Here is a 15,734-nt window from a genome sequence, read left to right as displayed (position 1 = left end):
GATCCATGTCACACGTCAACATTTTTTTATAATGATCGTTATATAAAATATAAAGGTCTTATTTTTCATGCTAATAGCTATAAATTATTTTTATCGTGAATCCGCTGGAGTGTGCAGTCGAATATTTTTATAATGGTTATTCAATAAACCCAACAAAGGTACATCGGCGCCATGACAACTGAAACGACAGGTTGTGCTAAAAAAAGCCGTGGCCGACCAAAAGTGTTCGACAGGGAAGCCGCGCTTGATAAGGCCATGACACTCTTCTGGCAGCACGGATATGAAGCGACATCACTCGCCGATCTCGTGGAAGCCACCGGCGCAAAAGCGCCCACGCTGTATGCGGAGTTCACCAATAAAGAAGGGTTGTTCCGTGCCGTACTGGACCGCTACATCACCCGCTTTGCGGCGAAACACGAAGCCCAACTGTTTTGTGAAGAAAAAAGCCTTGAGTCCGCACTAGAAGACTATTTCACCGCCATAGCGACCTGCTTTACCAGCAAGGACACCCCGGCGGGATGTTTCATGATTAACACTTCTGCGACGCTGGCGGCCTCTTCCCGCGATATTGCGCACACGGTGAAATCCCGCCATGCAATGCAGGAACAGACGCTTACCCAGTTTCTTCGCCAGCGCCAGCAACGAGGCGAAATTCCAGCCCATTGCGACGTGCAAAAACTGGCCGAATACCTGAACTGTATTTTACAAGGTATGTCGATCAGCGCCCGGGAAGGTGCAACGTTTGAAAAACTGATGCAGATCGCACATACAACGCTGCGTCTGTGGCCCGAACTCGTCAAAGCTTAACCCTTTCCCGTAATTCCCCCGCAGTACTCACAACCCCGGGAGCTGATAAAGCCCCCGGTTAGAATTTCACGCATTACCCCTACATTCTTCATTGTTTTCATCATCTTACCCGATCATTTTTTGTAAAATGTATTGATAACGACAATTATTATCAGCAATATTCGCATTTGTTTTAACGCCTGTTTCACAATGTAACCATCGGTTTCTTTACCGTCATAACAAAAACAGATCGACTCTTTTTTAAAAGGAATACAAATGCATAAGCGTCTCTGGGTGCTCAATCCTCTCCTGTTGTCTTTAACCCTTCCGGCCATTGCGGCTGAGGAAGAGAATCTCATCGTCAGCGCCAACCGTAGCCAGCGCACCGTGGCAGAAATGGCGCAAACGACCTGGGTTATTGAAGGAAGCGAGATTGAACAACAGGTTCAGGGAGGAAAAGAGTTCAAGGATGTTCTTGCTCAGCTAATCCCAGGAATCGATGTTAGTAGCCAGGGACGCACAAACTACGGCATGAACATGCGTGGTCGCGCCATTGTCGTGCTCATTGACGGCGTCCGTCTGAACTCCTCGCGAACCGACAGCCGTCAACTTGACTCCATTGACCCGTTTAATATTGCGCACATTGAAGTCATTTCAGGCGCAACCTCACTTTATGGCGGTGGCAGTACCGGCGGATTAATCAACATTGTCACCAAAAAAGGCCAGCCGGAGCGTGAAGTAGAACTCGAACTGGGGAGCAAAAGCGGTTTCAACAATAGCAACGATCATGATGAACGTGTTGCCGCGGCGGTGAGTGGCGGAACCGATCGAGCTTCCGGGCGTATGTCCGTCGCGTATCAACGATTTGGCGGCTGGTATGACGGTAATCACGATGCCCTGCTGCTGGATAACACCCAAACCGGGCTACAGCACTCCGATCGTCTGGACATCATGGGCACCGGGACAATTGAACTTGACGACAACCGTCAGTTGCAACTGGTTACTCAGTACTATAAGAGTCAGGGGGATGACGATTACGGGCTGGATCTCGGCGAGAACATGTCCGCCGTGACCGGAAACGGCAAAGCATACACCAGCAGCGGACTGAATTCCGATCGTATTCCCGGCACCGAACGTCATCTTATTAGCCTGCAATATTCAGATGCGGATTTTTATGGCCAGAACCTGGTCAGCCAAATCTATTACCGTGATGAATCACTGAAATTCTACCCCTTCCCTACGCTCAGCAAAGGTAAGGTCACCAGTTTCTCCGCATCACAGCAGGACACAGACCAGTTTGGTGCCAAAATTACTCTCAACAGCCAGTTGATGGATAACTGGGAGCTGACGTGGGGTGTCGATGCCGATCACGAAACCTTCGACTCCAATCAGAAATTCTTCGATCTGGCCTGGTCCCTACCCTCCGGCGGTATGGATAACCGTACAGCTTATACTACCGGGCGTTACCCCGGTTACAGCATCACCAACTTCGCGCCTTTCCTGCAAAACAGCTATGACATTAACGATATCTTTACCCTCAGCGGCGGCGTGCGCTATCAGTGGACCGAAAACAGGGTTGATGATTTCGTTGGCTATGCTCAACAGCAGGGAATCGCGACCGGGCTTGCGAACTCTGCCGATACCATTCCAGGCGGCAAAACCGATTATGATAATTTCCTGTTCAACGCCGGTATCCTTGCCCACCTGACCGACCGTCAGCAAACGTGGTTTAACTTTTCTCAGGGCGTGGAGCTTCCGGACCCAGGGAAATATTACGGTAACGGTACCTATTCGCTGGTTGGCGATCATTACCAGCTCCAGCGCAGCGTCAACGTGGCGGATTCACGTCTGGAAGGGATTAAAGTGAACTCGTACGAACTGGGGTGGCGCTACACCGGCGATAGTCTGCGCACGCAACTGGCCGCTTACTACTCGACTTCGGATAAATCGATCGTTATCAACCGCAGCGATATGACCATTAACGTTCAGCCCGACGATCGCCGCATTTATGGCCTTGAAGGTGCAGTGGATTATTTCATTGCGAATACGGACTGGAGTCTGGGCGGCAACTTCAATGTCATTAAATCGGAAGTGAAGCAGAACGGTAAATGGCAAAAATGGGATGTCACGCTGGCCTCACCGTCCAAAGCAACCGCGTGGGTCGGCTGGGCACCAGAACCGTGGACCTTGCGCGTACAGAGCCAGCAAACATTTGATCTGACCGACGCCAGCGGTAACAAGCTCGATGGCTATAACACCATGGACTTTATCGGCAGCTATCAGCTCCCGTTGGGTAAGCTGACCTTCAGCGTGGAAAACCTGCTGAATGAAGAGTACACCACACTGTGGGGACAACGTGCGCCACTGCTGTACAGCCCAACCTACGGCAGCCCGTCACTGTATGAATACAAGGGCCGGGGTCGTACTTTTGGTCTGAACTACGCCTTAACCTTCTGATAAAAAAAGCCCCCCAGCCTGAGCGAATGGGGGGCTAATGTTCAGGATAATGCTATTTTACGCTTTGTTATTCAGTACCAACTGTCCGTTGTTATCCAACGGAATTTGCGCACCGGGGTCCTTATCCATACGGATTTTCCCCTGCTGATCGCCAATTTTGTACGTCACGTCGTAGCCCAGCATCTTTTCAGATTTGTCATACACCGTTTTACAACGTTGCTGCGTGGTGGTGTAAGTATCGTTTTCCTGCATCGAACCCTGAATCTGGTTACCTGCATAGCCGCCGCCTAAAGCACCGGCCACGGTGGCAATATCTTTACCACGTCCACCGCCAAACTGATGCCCAATAACACCACCCGCAACCGCGCCCAGTACGGAACCCGCGATACGGTTTTCATCTTGTACCGGCTTACGGTGCGTGACCGTTACGTTCCGGCACTCCTGACGTGGTGTTTTTACTGACTCTTTAATCGGTGTTGCAGAGACAACTTGCGCATACTGTGGGCCACGCTCGAAAACGTTCAGACTGGCCACCGCTGCAACACCCAGCGCAGCAGCTACGCCAATCCCTATACCCGCCAACATTGATTTATTCACGGGACTTCCTCCTTTTTTGCTATTAGCAACAACTTTGCAACAGAAGGTAAGGAATGCCAATCAGATTACGGATGAAAATAGCGGGAGGTGGAGCGAAAGCGGAATGATTCAGACAACTCTGAAGGAAGGCGCCGGATGCGTAAAATCATCCGACGCCACAAGTCGATATTAATGCAGTTTCAGACGTGGGCGAATCACCCGGTTGATACTGCCGACCAGCATCATCAGGCCGGTTTTGAAGTAGCCGTGCAAAGCAATCTGGTGCATGCGGTACAATGAGATGTACACAAAGCGCGCAATACGCCCTTCCACCATCATCGAACCACGGGTCAGGTTGCCCATCAGGCTACCCACGGTAGAGAAGTTAGAGAGCGATACCAGAGAGCCGTGATCTTTGTACTGATACGCTTTCAGCGGCTTGCCGTTCATCTGTGCCAGAATATTGTTCATCGCACAGGTCGCCATCTGGTGTGCAGCCTGAGCGCGCGGAGGCACAAAACCGCCTTCCGGACGGGCGCAGGAAGCGCAGTCGCCAATCGCGTACACGTCAGGATCGCGCGTGCTCTGCAGAGTTGGCTCAACCACCAGTTGGTTAATACGGTTCGTTTCCAGACCGCCAATATCTTTCATAAAGTCTGGCGCTTTGATACCCGCCGCCCACACCATCAGATCGGCTTTAATGTATTCGCCATCTTTGGTGTGCAGTCCGCCTTCGTCAGCGCTGGTTACCATCGTCTGGGTCAGTACGCGTACGCCCAATTTGGTTAACTCATTATGCGCAGCACCGGAAATACGCGGCGGCAACGCAGGCAGAATACGCTCACCGGCTTCGACCAGCGTAACGTTCAGCGCGTCGTTGGTCAGCCCTTTGTAGCCATAGCTGTGCAGCTGTTTTACCGCATTGTGTAGCTCAGCGGAGAGTTCAACCCCCGTCGCACCGCCACCCACAATGGCGATATTCACTTTTCCGTTAGCGCCCAGATTCGCGGAATACTTCAGGAACAGATTCAGCATCTCCTGGTGGAAACGACGCGCCTGATGCGGGTTATCGAGGAAAATGCAGTTTTCTTTCACGCCAGGGGTGTTGAAATCGTTGGACGTACTGCCCAACGCCATCACCAGCGTGTCATACGGCACTTTACGCTCAGGAACCAGCAGCTCACCCTTCTCATCACGCAGCTCAGCGAGAGTAATGGTCTTCGCTTCACGATCGATATCCACCACCGAGCCTAACTGGAACTGGAAGCCATGGTTACGGGCATGAGCCAGATAACTCAGCGCATCCACACCTTCGTCCAGTGAACCCGTCGCCACTTCATGCAGTAACGGTTTCCACAAGTGACTGTGGTTTCTGTCTACCAGTGTGATTTTGGCCTTTTTCTTACGCCCGAGTTTTTTACCCAGCTGCGTCGCCATTTCCAGTCCGCCAGCACCGCCGCCGACAATCACGATCCTTTTCAATGGTGTAGTCAACGTGACCCCCTCAAATTTATTAACCAATTGTTAATTAAAGGTTATAAGCATAGCCTTTAATTAACAACAAGTTACGGTAATGAAAATGTTCTTCGAGAGTGAGAATAACACGAACGGTGCATTGGTCATACCAAAATTGATGTGTATCAAGTTTTGATGCTGAAAAGATAGACAACCGGAACTTTAAGAACAAAAAAACAGCCCGATGGCTGTAATGCCAGTCAGTTAGCACCTCAGTTTCAGAAAGCTTCAAGCTGTGCTGCCCGAGGTAAAGAACATGCTATCTCGGAGAAAGAGTTCCGTTCACCTCATGCTCATCATTTCTCTTAAGCACCGATTCCTGTGAACGTGTAAAGGGCGTTCTCCGCCACGCCCTTTACAATCCCGGCTCCCGGCAGGAAAATTGTTGCTGCGCAATACCCTCCGCTTATTCCTCCAGGCTACCGGGCCGGGCGCGAGGAAGCGTCCTTGCAAAGCGCGCCCTGAGCCAGCATCCATGCTGGCTCTCCCGGCCTTACGGAAACACGTCGGCAATTTTCAGCCGGACCAGCCCACACCTGACCATCTGCGTTTTTTGTTTAAACAGCAAAAAAGATTTAACTGGAAGTCAGTGCGTTGAAGCGATGACCCCGGTCCGGCTGAAAATCGATGAGGCATTGACGGCTGACCGGGTCTGTCCGCAGGGATGCGGACAGAGGGGACGGCCTGCATGGATGCAGGCTCGACCCCGACCCGACAGGCAGACGGCATAAGACGAATAACAAAATTGCCGGGAGCAATTTTGAACAGCGCTTGCGCTGGCCCCGAAGGGGTAAGTCCCAGGGATGGGGCGAATAATCGCGCAGCGACGGTTTTCCCGCCGGGAGCCTGGGTTGCAAGGGAGGCGGCGGTGAGCCTCCCTTGCACGTTCACAGGTATCTGCGCTTCAGAGAAATGACACCGCTGAGGTGAACGGAACCCTGAGCCGGGATCACATGTTCACCATACGTTCGTAACTGACGAGCATTAGCCTGGAGGCTGTTTTTTTAAACGCTCAATAAGAATTAACCTAACGTCTTGAACGCTTTGATGCGCTGCAAATGCGGAGAGATATTCTTAAACTTATGCGTCTGCTCTTCGTCCCAGACTATCTCGTAAAAATGATGCAGCTCTTCCGACGAACGCTGACTGTTAAGCGCTTCATCATGACGTGACAGGATCACCAGGCAGCGATCGCGATTCTTCTCACGGAAATTGGTCACGCATTTTGTTGCGATGTCTGCATACTCCTCAGGTCTGTCGATTTTGCCTTCCATGTTCTCATACGGGAACAGGTTGGGATTAAACACTACCTGACGAATATCACACAGGAAACCAATCCGTTCAGCCCAATATCCCCCGAGCCCCACACCACAAATCAGCGGACGGTCATCCACATTCAGCTGCAGCATTTTGTCCACTTCTTTCAGCAGATGCTGCATATCATGTTTAGGATGCCGCGTACTGTAGCTAATCAGCCTGACATCCGGGTCGATGAATTGCAGCTGCAACACCTTCTCATGGTTGCCCGGGCTGTTAGAGTCAAAACCGTGTAAATAGATAATCATCGCATCCTCGCCAAACTTGCGTTAATGACCTGCTTTCTCTTCCTGCCAGCGCTCATGAAGTTGGTTAAGTTGAGCGCTTACCGTCTTCCAGCGTGCCGAGTCCATCAGTTCCTGACGTGAAAATGAACCTTTATGATACAAACGTGTAACACGTTCTGCATTGATCGACGACAGATTATCTAACACACTGACCGCTCCCTTACGATTATTGCAGACCAGGATCATATCGCAACCTGCATCCAGCGATGCCTGTCCACGCTCCGCATAGCTTCCCATAATCGCCGCCCCTTCCATCGACAAATCGTCGGAGAAAATGACACCATCGAAGCCAAGCTCCTGGCGCAGCACCGTTTTCAGCCAGTGAGGTGAACCACTCGCCGGACGCGGATCTACATCACTGTAGATGACGTGCGCAGGCATAATGGCATCCAGTTTGTTTTCCGTAATCAACGTCTGGAACACGGACATATCTTTCGCACGAATCTCGGCTTCTGGGCGTGGATCGGTTGGGGTTTCTTTGTGTGAATCCGCCGTCACCGCCCCATGTCCTGGGAAATGTTTACCGGTCGTTTTCATGCCAGCAGCATGCATCCCGTCAATGAAGCGGGTCGCCATCGCCAGCGCTTTTAGCGGATCGGCATGATAAGAACGCTCGCCGATTGCCGCGCTGATATGGCCCACATCCAGTACCGGTGCAAAGCTGATATCAATGTCCATCGCGATCATTTCGCTGGACATCAACCACCCGGCGTCCTGAGCCAGTTTGCCGCCCTCTTCCAGACCGTGCAACGCAGCAAAGGATTGAGCCGCAGGCAGGCGGGTAAAGCCTTCACGAAAACGCTGTACGCGTCCGCCTTCCTGATCTACCGCCACCACCAGATGGTTACGTGACGCAGCCCGGATCTGGCGCACTAATTCACGCAGCTGTTCCGGGTCATGATAATTTCGGGTAAAGAGGATCAACCCACCTACCAGCGGATGTGCCAGAATCTCACGCTCTTCAGCGTCCAGCTCATACCCTTCGACATCCAACATTACTGGGCCCACACTGCTCTCCTTATCCTTTCATTGTTAGCTGCCGCCAGGTTTCATCGGCCAGCCTGATAAATTGTCGATCGCCGGTTTGCCGCCAGCGATACTCAAACCACCCCGCCTTCAGCATCATTATCCAGGGTTGCCATTGTCTGACCTGTCGCCACAAAACGTCTGGCTCAATGTGCGCTCGTTGGGCGTAGGTGCTAACCAACTGTTGGTGCTGGGATTCATCGCTAACCCATACTGCCGCCAGCTCCAGGGCAATATCACCGTCTCCGGCGTATTCCCAGTCAATCAGCCGCAGCCCTGAGGCAGTACGTACGATGTTGTCACCGTGAACATCCATATGCAGCGGCCCCAGGCGCAAAGGTCGGGGCTCACCTCGTTTCCTTAGCCGCTTCAGCGCGCGCAGCCAGCATGGTGTACGACGCGCCGGATCGCCACACTGCCAGTACTGTTCAAGTAGCGGAAGCAGGCTAATTCGCCAGCCCAATCGGGGTTGCTGGTGCAGATGATACAGTAAGCCTGCGAGTTCGTCGGCGTCCGGTAATCTGGATTCTACCTTACCGTGAAAAAACTCGACTGCCATCCACCCACGCGTATAAAAGTGAGGACGTGGCGCAAGGCTTTCTGGCAGGTGTTTTAGCGCATGGTATTGGCGTAAGAAATGAGATTCCGGTGCGTCAGGGTCGTGATGGCAGCGCAGTACCAGCCGGTGGGAACGGTGTTCAATGATGCAGCTCCCGCCGCTCAGGCCGGTTTGGCTGGTTGCAACGGGATGATACTGCGGGAAATAGCGCGACAACACTTCGCCGCGCGTGAGTCTGTTATTGTTGCTGAACGGCACCTTTACCTGACCAGATTATCTCGCCAGTTTGTACCAGCATTAATTGCATTTGCAGCGCAGGCGAATTGACGTTGCCAGATGCGCTGGAATAAAGCACATACTGCGCACCAACGTTACGGGCGATACCAATCGCTTTACTGCGTGTTCCCAGGCTATCGTTTGGCGACAGACCTAACTGCTGCTTGGCGACGGCCAGTTGCTGAGCGGAAACCAGAGTAAACTTACCGTTATTCGCCAGCGCGTTACGCAAGGTCTCGGTGGCTTCCCCCGCGTTCAACGAGCCGTTGGTACGGTTATTCACGCTATCAACCAGCAGAACGCCACCCGCTTTGACGCCGTCGGCCTGCAGCATTTTGCCGACCATCGGCTGCATCGCCCCATTCCAGTCATAATGACGTTGACGTGGCGTCGGCTGCGCCGTTTGGTCCTCGTGCTCAATCGGGCCCGGCTGCTGCGGTATGGTTGGCACCGTTGGCACAACCGGAACCGGCTGTTGCGGCTGCGCAGGCTGTTCCGGCACCGGCTTGACTTCCTCTACCGGCGCGGGCTCACGTTGCACCACACAGCCAGAGAGAAACATCGCCAGCGCGGCAATCAGTGCGTAGCGATTCATTTTGTTCATCAAGATTCACCCCTTACAAATAAAGATAAAGTCTAACCTTGTGCGCCCCCAGATAATTGGCGCTGCCATACAGCGTCACCGACGAATGAGCCGGAACAGTCACACTGCGTGGCGCTTCCAGAGGGTGCATTTCCAGCCCTCTGGCGTCATACCAGTAAAACCGATAATGAACGGTAACGGGTTCTTGTCTTTCGTTATAGAGTCGAGAGGATGCCGAGGCCTGAATATCAGACGTGGTTAACGTGGGCTGTTCTGCTGTTATACCCGCCGCCAGAATCGTTGATTCCATCACCAGCGACTGTTCATCACTTACCGGAATTTCAGGATGTGTTCGACAACCCGCCAGCAACAGCAAACCCAGTGAAAGCGCAATGCATCCTCTGGTCATGCTTACAGACCTTTATGCGCAAGCATTGGGCCAAGCGCACGTCCACCCAGCAGGTGCATATGAATGTGATACACCTCCTGCCCCCCGTGGCGGTTGGTGTTCATGATTAAGCGGTACCCATCTGCAGCAATGCCTTCCTGCTCAGCAATTTTCGCCGCAACGGTGATCATGCGGCCCAATGCCTGTTCATGTTCCGCCGTCACATCGTTGACAGTTGGGATCAGAATGTTAGGAATGATCAGGATATGCGTTGGTGCCTGAGGGGAAATATCACGAAACGCAGTGACCAGTTCATCCTGGTATACGATATCCGACGGAATCTCACGACGAATAATTTTGCTGAATATAGTTTCTTCTGCCACGACGTTTTCCTTTTTCATTAACAGCCCAGGCGTTTTGCCATGCTACGCCGGGTAACTCTGCGAGTATAGAGTATGAGCGAGTTACTCACGCTCTTTCAACTTTAACCCTCGATTTTTTAAGCGAAAACCTCAGTCAGTGCTGCTCTTATAACCATTTCCCTGCGCTATTGCTCAAGCTTAGTACTGAAACAATATTTCATTTATGTCGTAGCATCTGTTTACACATTGACTGCTAATGCGTATATTTCGCATTTGTATTTACATGCGCATTTAATAATTTACAACCAAAGGGTTCATCACAACTATCGGTGATTCGAACTTAATATTAATAATTATCAAGGGCTTTTCGATGTCTTTCACAACACTCAACGGGAATGTTCAACGCCAACCGGGGCTTGCCCTTTCTTTGCTGGCAGCATGCATCACGCTAGCCCTTTTACCTTCCACCAGCCTCGCAGCCCCTGCAGAAGAGACAGTGATCGTGGAGGGTTCTGCTCCATCCGCATCCAGTGAGGAGCAGGATTACAGCGTTAAATCGACCACCGCTGGCACAAAAATGCAGATGACACAGCGCGATATTCCGCAATCGGTCAGCATTGTCAGCCAGCAACGCATGGAAGATCAGCAATTGCAAACGCTGGGCGATGTGATGGACAACACGTTGGGGATAAGCAAAAGCCAGGCGGATTCAGATCGCAGCAGCTATTACTCGCGCGGATTTCAGATTGATAACTATATGGTCGATGGGATCCCGACCTATTTTGAATCCCGCTGGAATCTCGGTGACGCCCTTTCTGACACCGCCCTTTTTGAGCGTGTCGAAGTGGTCCGTGGCGCAAACGGGCTAATGACCGGGACGGGTAACCCTTCAGCCTCCATTAACATGATCCGTAAGCATGCCACCAGCCGCGAGTTCACCGGTAATGTTTCAGCGGAATATGGCAGCTGGAATAAACAACGCTATGTGACCGATCTGCAAAGCCCGCTTACGGCAGACGGCAACGTGCGCGGCCGCATCGTGGCGGGTTACCAGAATAACGACTCCTGGCTTGATCGCTACAATAGCGAAAAAATGTTCTTCTCCGGGATTGTCGATGCCGATTTGGGTGACACCACCAGCCTGTCTGCGGGCTATGAATATCAGCGCATTGATATCAACAGCCCAACCTGGGGTGGATTGCCGCGCTGGAATACCGATGGCAGTAAAAACAGCTATGACCGTTCGCGCAGCACTGCGCCGGACTGGGCTTACAACGATAAAGACTTCAACAAAGTGTTTGTCACCATCAAACAACGTTTTGCCGATACCTGGCAGGCGACCATGAACGCCACCCACTCCGAGGTCAAGTTCGACAGTAAAATGATGTACGTCGATGCCTATGTTAATAAGGCCGACGGCACGCTGATTGGCCCATATGGCAACTATGGTCCGGGATATGACTACGTCGGAGGAACCGGCTGGAACAGCGGCAAACGTAAAGTGGATGCTGTCGATCTATTTGCCGACGGCGGTTACGATCTGTTTGGTCGTCAGCATAATCTGATGCTGGGCGGCAGCTACAGTAAACAGAATAACCGTTATGAAAGCTCGTGGGCGAACGTTTTCCCCAACGAAATCGGCAGCTTCTATACCTACGATGGTAACTTCCCGGAAACCAACTGGAACCCGCAGTCATTGGCTCAGGACGATACCACGCACATGAAATCGCTGTACGCCGCAACGCGTATTTCGCTGGCTGACCCACTGCATTTGATTGTCGGCGCACGTTACACCAACTGGCGTATCGACACCCTGACCTACAGCATGGAGCAAAACCACACCACGCCGTATGCGGGTCTGGTATATGACATTGACGATAACTGGTCTACCTACGCCAGCTATACCTCAATCTTCCAGCCGCAGAACAAGCGCGACAGCTCCGGTAAATATCTCTCTCCGATCACCGGCAACAACTATGAGCTTGGTCTGAAGTCCGACTGGATGAACAGCCGTTTAACCACCACGCTCGCGGTGTTCCGCATTGAACAGGACAACGTAGCGCAATCAACCGGCGTGCCAATCGCCGGTAGCAATGGCGACACGGCCTTTAAAGCGATGGATGGCACGGTCAGCAAAGGGGTTGAATTCGAGATTAACGGTGCGATCACTGATAACTGGCAGATGACGTTTGGTGCGACACGCTATGTTGCAGAAGACAACGAAGGCAATGCAGTAAACCCAAACCTGCCGCGGACCACGGTCAAACTGTTTACCCGTTATCGCCTGCCAGCCATGCCGGAACTGACCGTCGGCGGTGGAGTTAACTGGCAGAATCGTGTTTACAGCGATACGGTCACGCCTTATGGCACATTCCGCGCGGAACAGGGAAGCTACGCCCTGGTAGATTTGTTCACCCGCTACCAGGTAACAAAAAACTTCTCAGTGCAGGGTAACCTCAATAACCTGTTCGATAAAACCTACGACACGAATATCGACGGTTCTATCGTTTATGGCGAACCGCGCAACGTCAGCATCACCGCCAGCTATCAGTTCTGACGCCGGGTATTGCGTAGAATCGCTAACTCGCTGACTTAGGTTGCAAATTCTCATCAAACTCCAGCCGCTTTCTGTCGGGTTCTACCGCAGTCAGCGGCTCCACTTCTGCAAGCGTCTGCTGACAGCGCTCCACCAGCACCTGATACTCGCGAGTGCCCTGTTTTTTCCACACCAGTTCCTGCTCAGTTAACATGCGAATCGCTTTCGCCGGGCTACCGACAATCAGATGGTTGGCAGGCATCTCAGCGCGCGCTTTCACAAACGCCGAGGCACCAACGATACTGTTTTCACCGATGGTCGCGCCATCGATAATCACCGCACTCATGCCGACCAGCGCGTTCCGCCCAATCACACAGCCGTGCAGAATCGCCCCGTGGCCGATATGTCCGTCCTCTTCCACCACCGTATCCTGACCGGGAAATCCGTGCATCACGCAGTTATCCTGGATATTCGCCCCATCTTTAACCACGATACGTCCAAAATCTCCGCGCAGGCTGGCGTTGGGACCAACATAAACACCTTTGCCGAGAATGACATCGCCAATCAGCACTGCGGTTGGGTGAACATAGCTTTCTGCAGGAACTACCGGGATCATCCCGTCAATCTGGTAAATCGGCATGGCTTCTCCTGTTACACCTCGGCTAATCCGCCGAAACGTTGATAATAGAGCGGCCCCGGCGCGGGCAGTTCCCCCACCGAACTCTCGCCTTTTTCGCTGACGAAAACCTGGGCGCCGGGCGCAACACGTTGATAAATATTAATGCACAGCTGACGCGCCGTCTGACCCAGCCAGTGAGCAGGCAGCAATTCTTCCGGCAGCAGCGGATCTTTGAGCACAACCCGACGATAGAAGTGAATGAGCAACAAGCGGATCTGGAAGCAGCGCTCTGTCGTAAGTTCGTCCGGCCCGGCGTCACGCAGTAGCGGTAACAACGGACGGAACAGCGTGATAAACGCCTCGTACATGGCATTTTGTTCGGTTAAGTGCCAGCACCCTTCTACCCGCTCACGCAGCGCAGCGCGGGAGAGTGCCAACGGCGAATGCGCCTCAAAAACGATGACATTTTCCGCCACCCCAGCCTCATGGAGCAGCGACTGTACGTCCGCCAGCTTTTGCGATGGCGACGCCAGCAGACTCGGCGCCAGTACGCCAAAACCTTGCCATAACAGCTGCTTTTTAACTTCGGCCAGGGTATTTTTCTCCAGCCCCTCCGACAGCAGCAGCAGCCAGGTACCGTCCCACTCAGGGGCGCTGGCACGATAGATTTTGCTCTCGGCGCGGCGCGTCAAGCGTAGCCCTTTATCACTCAGGCGGTAGAAACTGCGGCGGCCGATACGTACTACGTCCAGCCATTCTTCTTTATTAAGGCGAAACAGTGCGGTACGTACAAAACGTTCACCGAAGCCAAGCCCTTCCAGCAGCGCGGCAACGCTACCGAGCCAGACTTCTCCACCGCGTTGCGATAAACAGTCCCCGTAAAGCGAGGCGATAAGCGAGGTGCCGCTGACCGGCATCGCGGTGACCGCCTGCTGAATAAAATTATCGAGTTTTTCCATATGATTCATAGTGTTGTTATTTTTGTCCTTTTTGAATCATAGCACAGGAATAAAGCAGCGAAACGCCAGGAGTTTGTAGGCTGGATAAGGCAACGCCGCCATCCGGCAGCGTTGCACTGTTCTGCCTGATGGCGCTACGCTTATCAGGCCTACAGGGTTAACCGTTGGCGGCAACTTTGCGCAGGTCGAACCCCCGGCACGCCTTACCTTCAGAGCGCGGGATGCTGCCGCAGTTAACAATGCTTACGTCCGTTGAAATACCGACCATCGACTTAATACGATGACGCAAATGATGGCAAATCTGGCAGCGCTGCTCATGGCTTAGCACCAGGCTACTCTCTTTAAGCTCCACGCGTACCGAAAGCGAATCAAGATGCCCTCGGCGATCCACTTCCAACTGGTAATGCGGAGCCAGATGCTCAATCTTGAGGATCTCTTCTTCCACCTGCGATGGGAAGACGTTGACGCCGCGAATAATCAGCATATCGTCGCTGCGCCCGCTAATGCGATCCATACGACGCATCGTGCGCGCGGTACCCGGCAGCAGGCGCGTCAGGTCGCGGGTACGATAACGAATGACCGGTAGCGCTTCTTTCGTCAGCGTGGTGAACAGCAGTTCGCCGTGCTCGCCGTCGGCCAGTGGCGTACCGTCATCCGGATTGACCACTTCCGGGAAGAAATGATCCTCCCATATTGTCGGACCATCACCCGTTTCGATGCACTCCATCGCCACGCCCGGCCCCATAACTTCCGAGAGGCCATAAATATCCAGCGCCGTAATACCGAGGCGACGTTCGATCTCCGCGCGCATCCCCGTTGTCCACGGCTCTGCGCCAAAGACACCGGTACGCAGTGAACAACCCCGCGCGTCACCGCCCATCTGGCGCTCCAGCTCTTCAATCAGGTTCAGGCAGTAAGACGGCGTGACCATAATCATGTCAGGTTTGAAATCGCGAATCAGCTGCGCCTGCTTTTCAGTCTGCCCGCCGGACATTGGGATAACCGTTGCCCCTAAGCGCTCCGCGCCGTAGTGCGCGCCCAGGCCGCCGGTGAAAAGGCCATAGCCATAAGCGACGTGGATTTTATCTTTCGCGGTACCGCCTGCGGCACGCAGCGAGCGGGCGACGATATTAGCCCAGGTATCAATATCATTTTGCGTATAGCCCACCACAGTCGGTTTACCCGTGGTGCCGGATGATGCATGGATACGCACCACCTGCTCCATCGGTACCGCGAAGGTGTCGAAGGGATAGTTGTCACGCAGGTCCTGCTTGGTGGTGCAGGGAAACTTGCTCAGATCGCTCAGCTCACGGAAATCATCCGGGTGAACCCCCGCCGCGTCGAACTTACGGCGGTACATCGGGACATTTTCATAGGCGTGTTTTAACGTCCATTTCAGGCGCTCGGTTTGCAAAGCCTGTAATTCGTCACGCGATGCGGTTTCAATCGGATCTAATTTTGTTGTTGTCGTTGTCATTTTGTAGGGCA

14 protein-coding genes are annotated in these 15,734 nt (G+C 52.9%); 3 read left to right on the top strand and 11 right to left on the bottom strand.

Translation table 11 applies throughout. From position 1 onward, the window contains the following. Window positions 1–171: 171 nt before the first annotated feature. Both comR and OGX92_RS20780 read left to right on the top strand, forming a co-directional pair. Window positions 172–807: a TetR family copper-responsive transcriptional repressor ComR gene (gene comR, locus OGX92_RS20785; RefSeq protein ID WP_003832266.1), complete on the top strand. Its 636-nt coding sequence runs from the start codon at window positions 172–174 to the stop codon at window positions 805–807. A gap of 255 nt (window positions 808–1,062) precedes the next feature. Then, a complete protein-coding gene (locus tag OGX92_RS20780; protein WP_240389271.1) occupies window positions 1,063–3,243 on the top strand; it encodes a TonB-dependent siderophore receptor in 2,181 nt (726 codons plus the stop codon). A gap of 57 nt (window positions 3,244–3,300) precedes the next feature. Here OGX92_RS20780 and OGX92_RS20775 read toward each other — a convergent pair whose 3' ends face one another. From OGX92_RS20775 to hinT, 8 genes are all read right to left on the bottom strand, one after another. Continuing rightward, window positions 3,301–3,840 carry a glycine zipper 2TM domain-containing protein gene (locus OGX92_RS20775; RefSeq protein WP_003030814.1) on the bottom strand — a complete coding sequence of 180 codons (540 nt, stop codon included), beginning with the start codon at window positions 3,838–3,840 and terminating at the stop codon, window positions 3,301–3,303. A 168-nt stretch (window positions 3,841–4,008) separates the two neighbouring features. Beyond that, a complete protein-coding gene (ndh, locus tag OGX92_RS20770) occupies window positions 4,009–5,313 on the bottom strand; it encodes an NADH-quinone dehydrogenase (protein WP_003832263.1) in 1,305 nt (434 codons plus the stop codon). Between the two features lie 1,043 nt (window positions 5,314–6,356). Next, window positions 6,357–6,899, bottom strand: coding sequence for an alpha/beta hydrolase YcfP (ycfP, locus tag OGX92_RS20765; protein WP_003030817.1), 543 nt, complete (start codon window positions 6,897–6,899; stop codon window positions 6,357–6,359). Window positions 6,900–6,920: 21 nt separating this feature from the next. Then, window positions 6,921–7,946 (bottom strand): beta-N-acetylhexosaminidase, encoded by a 1,026-nt coding sequence (gene nagZ, locus OGX92_RS20760; protein ID WP_286587017.1) that lies wholly within the window; start codon window positions 7,944–7,946, stop codon window positions 6,921–6,923. Between the two features lie 10 nt (window positions 7,947–7,956). Beyond that, window positions 7,957–8,781, bottom strand: a complete 825-nt coding sequence (thiK, locus tag OGX92_RS20755; RefSeq protein WP_003832257.1) for a thiamine kinase — start codon at window positions 8,779–8,781, stop codon at window positions 7,957–7,959. Continuing rightward, on the bottom strand, window positions 8,762–9,403 hold the full coding sequence (gene lpoB, locus OGX92_RS20750; protein ID WP_003832255.1) for a penicillin-binding protein activator LpoB: 642 nt from the start codon (window positions 9,401–9,403) through the stop codon (window positions 8,762–8,764). The genes thiK and lpoB overlap by 20 nt, the downstream gene beginning before the upstream one ends. Window positions 9,404–9,416: 13 nt before the next feature. After that, the gene (locus OGX92_RS20745; protein ID WP_079937935.1) at window positions 9,417–9,791 is read right to left on the bottom strand and encodes a YcfL family putative periplasmic lipoprotein; all 375 of its coding nucleotides are present in this window, start codon (window positions 9,789–9,791) and stop codon (window positions 9,417–9,419) included. Between the two features lie 2 nt (window positions 9,792–9,793). Next, entirely contained in the window at window positions 9,794–10,153 is a 360-nt protein-coding gene (gene hinT, locus OGX92_RS20740; protein WP_003030826.1) for a purine nucleoside phosphoramidase, read from the bottom strand. 349 nt (window positions 10,154–10,502) lie between these two features. On the opposite strand from hinT, the gene fhuE reads away from it, so the two are divergent. Continuing rightward, window positions 10,503–12,689 (top strand): ferric-rhodotorulic acid/ferric-coprogen receptor FhuE, encoded by a 2,187-nt coding sequence (gene fhuE, locus OGX92_RS20735; RefSeq protein WP_286587016.1) that lies wholly within the window; start codon window positions 10,503–10,505, stop codon window positions 12,687–12,689. 22 nt (window positions 12,690–12,711) lie between these two features. On the opposite strand, the gene paaY is transcribed toward fhuE, so the two are convergent. The 3 genes from paaY to paaK all read right to left on the bottom strand — a co-directional run bounded on the left by paaY (window position 12,712) and on the right by paaK (window position 15,723). Then, window positions 12,712–13,308 carry a phenylacetic acid degradation protein PaaY gene (gene paaY, locus OGX92_RS20730; RefSeq protein WP_003832248.1) on the bottom strand — a complete coding sequence of 199 codons (597 nt, stop codon included), beginning with the start codon at window positions 13,306–13,308 and terminating at the stop codon, window positions 12,712–12,714. Between the two features lie 11 nt (window positions 13,309–13,319). Further along, on the bottom strand, window positions 13,320–14,246 hold the full coding sequence (paaX, locus tag OGX92_RS20725) for a phenylacetic acid degradation operon negative regulatory protein PaaX (RefSeq protein ID WP_286587015.1): 927 nt from the start codon (window positions 14,244–14,246) through the stop codon (window positions 13,320–13,322). Window positions 14,247–14,403: 157 nt separating this feature from the next. Continuing rightward, the gene (paaK, locus tag OGX92_RS20720; RefSeq protein ID WP_286587014.1) at window positions 14,404–15,723 is read right to left on the bottom strand and encodes a phenylacetate--CoA ligase PaaK; all 1,320 of its coding nucleotides are present in this window, start codon (window positions 15,721–15,723) and stop codon (window positions 14,404–14,406) included. Between the last annotated feature and the right edge of the window lie 11 nt (window positions 15,724–15,734).

Source organism: Citrobacter sp. Cpo089 (genome assembly GCF_030332695.1).
Lineage (GTDB): Bacteria > Pseudomonadota > Gammaproteobacteria > Enterobacterales > Enterobacteriaceae > Citrobacter > Citrobacter portucalensis.
The sequence above is the reverse complement of the archived record's forward strand: the minus strand, read 5'-3'. Positions and strand labels throughout refer to the sequence as shown.